This window comes from Bacillus sp. C30 (assembly GCF_040838255.1).
GTDB lineage: Bacteria > Bacillota > Bacilli > Bacillales > Bacillaceae_G > Bacillus_A > Bacillus_A mycoides.
Genome location: NZ_JBFPJH010000280.1, coordinates 1 through 4,336 on the forward strand (window position 1 = coordinate 1; position 4,336 = coordinate 4,336).

The window sequence follows — 4,336 nt, forward strand, 5'->3', positions numbered from 1 at the left end:
ATACCCAAGAGGTTGCCTAATCAAATAATGTGTCTAACTTTTTGGGGTCACTGCAATACAACGAACGGCTTTTTATTCTCTTTATCTGTTTATCATGCTACACTAAAAGGGTTCAACGATTGTGCACATTAGATATGTTTAAACCCTTGTAATTATTTCATAAAAGAAAAAACCAATTCCTCGTGTAAGCGGAATTGGTTTTTTTCGGTTCATTCGTACAACAACCTGAATCCATTTCCATTTTCAAATATAGATTATATCATAGTATTCCCCTGATTTTTTAGGTAACTATTTCTAATTTAAAAAGGATGTTTAATACCTGTGGTGCTAGTTGATTTAGAATGTTAAAAGATGCTGGAAAAATAGAAAAAGATTGCATATATTGAACTCAAAACGACCAAGAAATGAGTGAATGATATGCAATCTCCTAAATATAAAAATAATTATACAGATACCTATACAGTTTTCAATCCAATTTTAGAAATTGTTGTTAAACTATATAAAAAATGTATACCAGCCACGATTAAGAATCGTAAGAATGTTGATAAGTTAGTCCAACACGATACACTCGACTTTGTGCAAGTTTAACCTATGCTATAAAAATCATCCGTTTCTTTTTTGTAAAACAGAAGACGAAAAACGTCACAACGGCAATTGTTGATAGTTTCCCAAGTCCTTTTTGTAAAGAAATCCGAAATCGTCGGGCAAAAGTACTGGGTTCCATTGCTGAGATTGGCTATAATTCTACCAAAGAAGTTTATTATTATGGAGTAAAAATAAGTGCTGCAGTTACTGAATCTGGCTTTCCAGTAGCTTATGTGGTTAGTTCACCTAAAATCCACGATGTGCAACTGCTTGAAACGTTAGTTAACGAAGCTTCCGTCTGCCATATTCTTGGTGACAAGGGCTATATAAGCGATTCTATTCAAGAAAGACTAGCTCGAAAGGGCGTCACAATCACCACTCCATTACGTAAAAATATGAAAGATGCGGACAAAATTAATGATACTTTATTAGGCAAACGACGTAAAAAAATTGAAACAGTTTTTTCATCCTTAGAAAAATTAGGGATTCAAGACTTTAGAAGTCGTTCTATATTAGGATTTGAAAATAGATTAGAAAGCATTTTACTTGTGTATTGTCTCATGCTAGATAAGGCTAGAGAGCGGTTTGGGAATACCTTGAAATACTCTTTAGGATGTTTCTAAATCAACTAGCACCACAGGTGAGAAGCTAGAAAATCAAATGGCAAGAACAGATATTTTTTCACAGGTCTAGTTGGCGCTGTTTCAATTAGTTTGGCTGCACCGTATATACCTTGGAGCAACGGGAGCGGTGCAGCATTGTCCTCACCGTTATCTTCCAATTCTAAGGTGGAAAGTACTGCAACTCCAGTTTCAAACAAAATCAACAATGAAACCGATTTACCTGGTATGCTCGAAGGTGGGAAACAGGTTGTCGTGGGTGTACTTAATATACAAAAGGATATGAACCCATTTAAAATGGAGCAAACAGCGCAAGAACATGAAACTAGAGCAGGTTCGGGTGTAATTTATAAAAAATCTGGCAATACAGCATATATTGTAACAAACAATCACGTTGTCGATGGAGCGAATAAACTTGTAGTAAAACTAATAGGACAAGACCCTTTACTAAATTTAGCTGTTCTAGAAGTTGATGGATCTACTATTAATAAAGTGGCGACCCTAGGTGATTCAAGTAAAATCCGTGCTGGTGAACCCGCCTTCGCAATTGGTAATCCTCTAGGACTTAATAGCAGTGTCACAAAAGGGATTATTAGTAGTAAAGAACGAGAAATCCCTGTTAATACTAATGGTGACCAAAGTTCAAGTTGACAAGCGCTGGTTATTCAAACAGATGCCGCCATTAATCCAGGAAATAGTGGTGGTGCGTTATTTAACCAAAGTGGCGAAGTAATAGGCATTAATTCTAGCAAAATTGCACAACAGGCCGTAGAAGGAATTGGTTTCGCTATCCCAATTAACATTGCAAAACCGATAATCGAGTCTCTTGAAAAAGAAGGCACTGTAAAACGCCCAGCACTTGGAGTTGGTATTGTTTCTTTGGATGACTTACATGGTTACTCGCTTAATCAATTAAAGCTTCCAAAAGATATCAAAAATGGTGTTATCTTAAGAGAAATTTATCCAATTTCCCCAGCGGAAAAAGCAGGATTACAACAATATGATTTTGTTGTTGAGTTAGATGACCAAAAGATTGAAAATGCACTTCAATTCCGTAAATACCTATACGAGAAGAAGAAAGTGGGGGATAAAGTGAAAATTACATTCTATCGCAATGGAGAAAAAATAACAAAAGCAGCTACACTGGGGGATAATTCATCTACTACAAGGTGATACACTATAAGCCGAATCACCTAATTTGGTGAAAACCTTGGTTTATACAGCCCACCACATGAGAGGCACCTTCGCTTGAGAAGATGCCTTTCTTTATTTTTTCATCCTATTCTGTGCAAGGAATCATATACTAATATTGCCGATACTGTAATACAAAAGAGAGCCATCTTAAAGTGCGAGACGGCCTCTTTTTCGTTCCTTATCTCACATACACATAAGCTTCATTTGCTGTCATATAGTATGTGCGTCCTTTTGAATTATGCACCTTAAATTGTGGAGAACCGCCCACACTTACCTTCTCATCAATCGTGAAGCCCTCCCCTTCATCCAATGTACCAGCTACAGCGCTATCTTGCCATGATGGTGAATCACAGAACCGAAGGTTATTTACTTTTGAAACAACTCGTTTTCCTTCAATTTGATTTACTGATTCTTTTCTTTCAAAGCTGATGTACTCCAGATTATATTTCACCCATTGCTCCCCACCAAGATTAAGCCATCCATCCTTTTCAGCCCACACAATATATGACTCTGGTTTGTTCAGCTGGCGAATCACACCGTAATTTGTTCCCGGTCCTTTTCGTAGATTTACATTGTTTCCGAGGATATAAGCAATGCCTTGTGTGTGGACGACTGGGCTATCTTCACCTGTTGTTTCCATTATTCCACCATTGTTATATGCCCGCTGTACATCACTTCTAAATTGAGATTCTGATACGCCATGGCTACGTAAATAATCAATCGGGTCTTCATGATCCGTACCGCCCAGGTACTTCCTCACGTCGTTATGCGTCCACAATCCTTTTTCTACAGATAGATTGTTATCTTTTAAAATTCTGGCCAGTAATCGTACATACTTGTCATAACTCCGTTTAAACTTGGCGTAATCAGCCGTCTCGCACAACTCTACATGGACAAATCGTTTATTTGCTGCGGCACCTGCACCATAAGCAATGTATTTTGTATCCGCAATTTGAATGGTTTCATTCCAATCCACTGCGTAGTGTACAAATGCATTTCTCCAAGTACGAGTTTCATAACGTTGAATATTAATGGCTGGCGCTTCTGGTGTTGCGGTGCTGTGGGCAACCACCCCTTCATATACTCCTATTCCGCCCCTGTATGGCGTTTTCGGTACATCAGGTATCAGATAGTATCCTGTCCGCAAAAACGCTCGTAGAAAGCGAAAATACCATACATAACGTTGTAACTATCCCCAGTAATCGTTTCATTTTGTTTCTCCTCCAATAGAAAAACGCACCACCGATTGGCGATGCGTTCTCTTTGTTTTTTATTTGTCTGTTTGTGCTGTGCCTTCGTGGTCACTCCAGATTCCTAAGGCGACACCTAGTGTGAATACATACGATAACACTTCATCGATAAAACTTTTTGTCTCCAGTAACCCAACCTTTGCACAAATGAATCCCAGAAGGGAGGCAAGTGCCACCCATGTTTTCCAGTTTTGTAATCGTTTTTGGATATTCTCTTTTGTCATGTCTAATCCGTCTCCTTTTCAATTGTATCCAAGCGTTTATGCGCTTGTTTGGTACTTTCCTCTACCCTCGTGACCCGTTCTCCCAGTGCTACCATTTGTTTTTCGCTTGCTTTTAAATCAATCCGAATATCATCCACACCTTTTCGGATATAACCAAGCTCTGCTTTGACCTCTGCACTTTGTTGCCCATCTACTTTTATGGATTTGGACTTGTTGAGTGTGTAACCAAAATAGCTGATGGCAAGTGATAATACTGCAAGTAATAGACCAAGTTCCACTGTCATTTCATTCACTCCTCATCTATCTCAAAAAAGAACAGCTTATGGCTGCTCTGGTTTCTCATGTATTAATTTTTGAACGAACTGTTCTAATGCCGCTATCTTACTATTCATGACCGTCATCTCTTCCTGATGCTTTCTCTCCATTTCTTGTATTTTCGAATTTTGAATGTCTTCAAGCTCCT

2 protein-coding genes and 3 pseudogenes are annotated in these 4,336 nt (G+C 38.4%); 2 read left to right on the top strand and 3 right to left on the bottom strand.

What is annotated here, in order from left to right:
* Window positions 1–417 precede the first annotated feature (417 nt).
* Both AB3X49_RS18440 and AB3X49_RS18445 read left to right on the top strand, forming a co-directional pair.
* Window positions 418–1,208: pseudogene (locus tag AB3X49_RS18440) on the top strand (IS982 family transposase).
* A gap of 21 nt (window positions 1,209–1,229) precedes the next feature.
* Window positions 1,230–2,378 (top strand): annotated as a pseudogene (locus AB3X49_RS18445) (S1C family serine protease); the annotation flags it as partial.
* 199 nt (window positions 2,379–2,577) lie between these two features.
* Here AB3X49_RS18445 and AB3X49_RS18450 read toward each other — a convergent pair.
* From AB3X49_RS18450 to AB3X49_RS18460, 3 genes and pseudogenes are all read right to left on the bottom strand, one after another.
* Window positions 2,578–3,610, bottom strand: a pseudogene (locus tag AB3X49_RS18450) (N-acetylmuramoyl-L-alanine amidase).
* Between the two features lie 59 nt (window positions 3,611–3,669).
* Window positions 3,670–3,873, bottom strand: coding sequence for a hypothetical protein (locus tag AB3X49_RS18455; protein ID WP_367963882.1), 204 nt, complete (start codon window positions 3,871–3,873; stop codon window positions 3,670–3,672).
* A 2-nt stretch (window positions 3,874–3,875) separates the two neighbouring features.
* Window positions 3,876–4,157 carry a hypothetical protein gene (locus AB3X49_RS18460; protein ID WP_367963884.1) on the bottom strand — a complete coding sequence of 94 codons (282 nt, stop codon included), beginning with the start codon at window positions 4,155–4,157 and terminating at the stop codon, window positions 3,876–3,878.
* Window positions 4,158–4,336 lie beyond the last annotated feature (179 nt).

Coding starts and splice junctions, on each gene's coding strand:
- AB3X49_RS18455 (WP_367963882.1), bottom strand. CDS start 3,873: ATGACAAAAGAGAATATCCAAAAACGATTACAAAACTGGAAAACATGG.
- AB3X49_RS18460 (WP_367963884.1), bottom strand. CDS start 4,157: ATGACAGTGGAACTTGGTCTATTACTTGCAGTATTATCACTTGCCATC.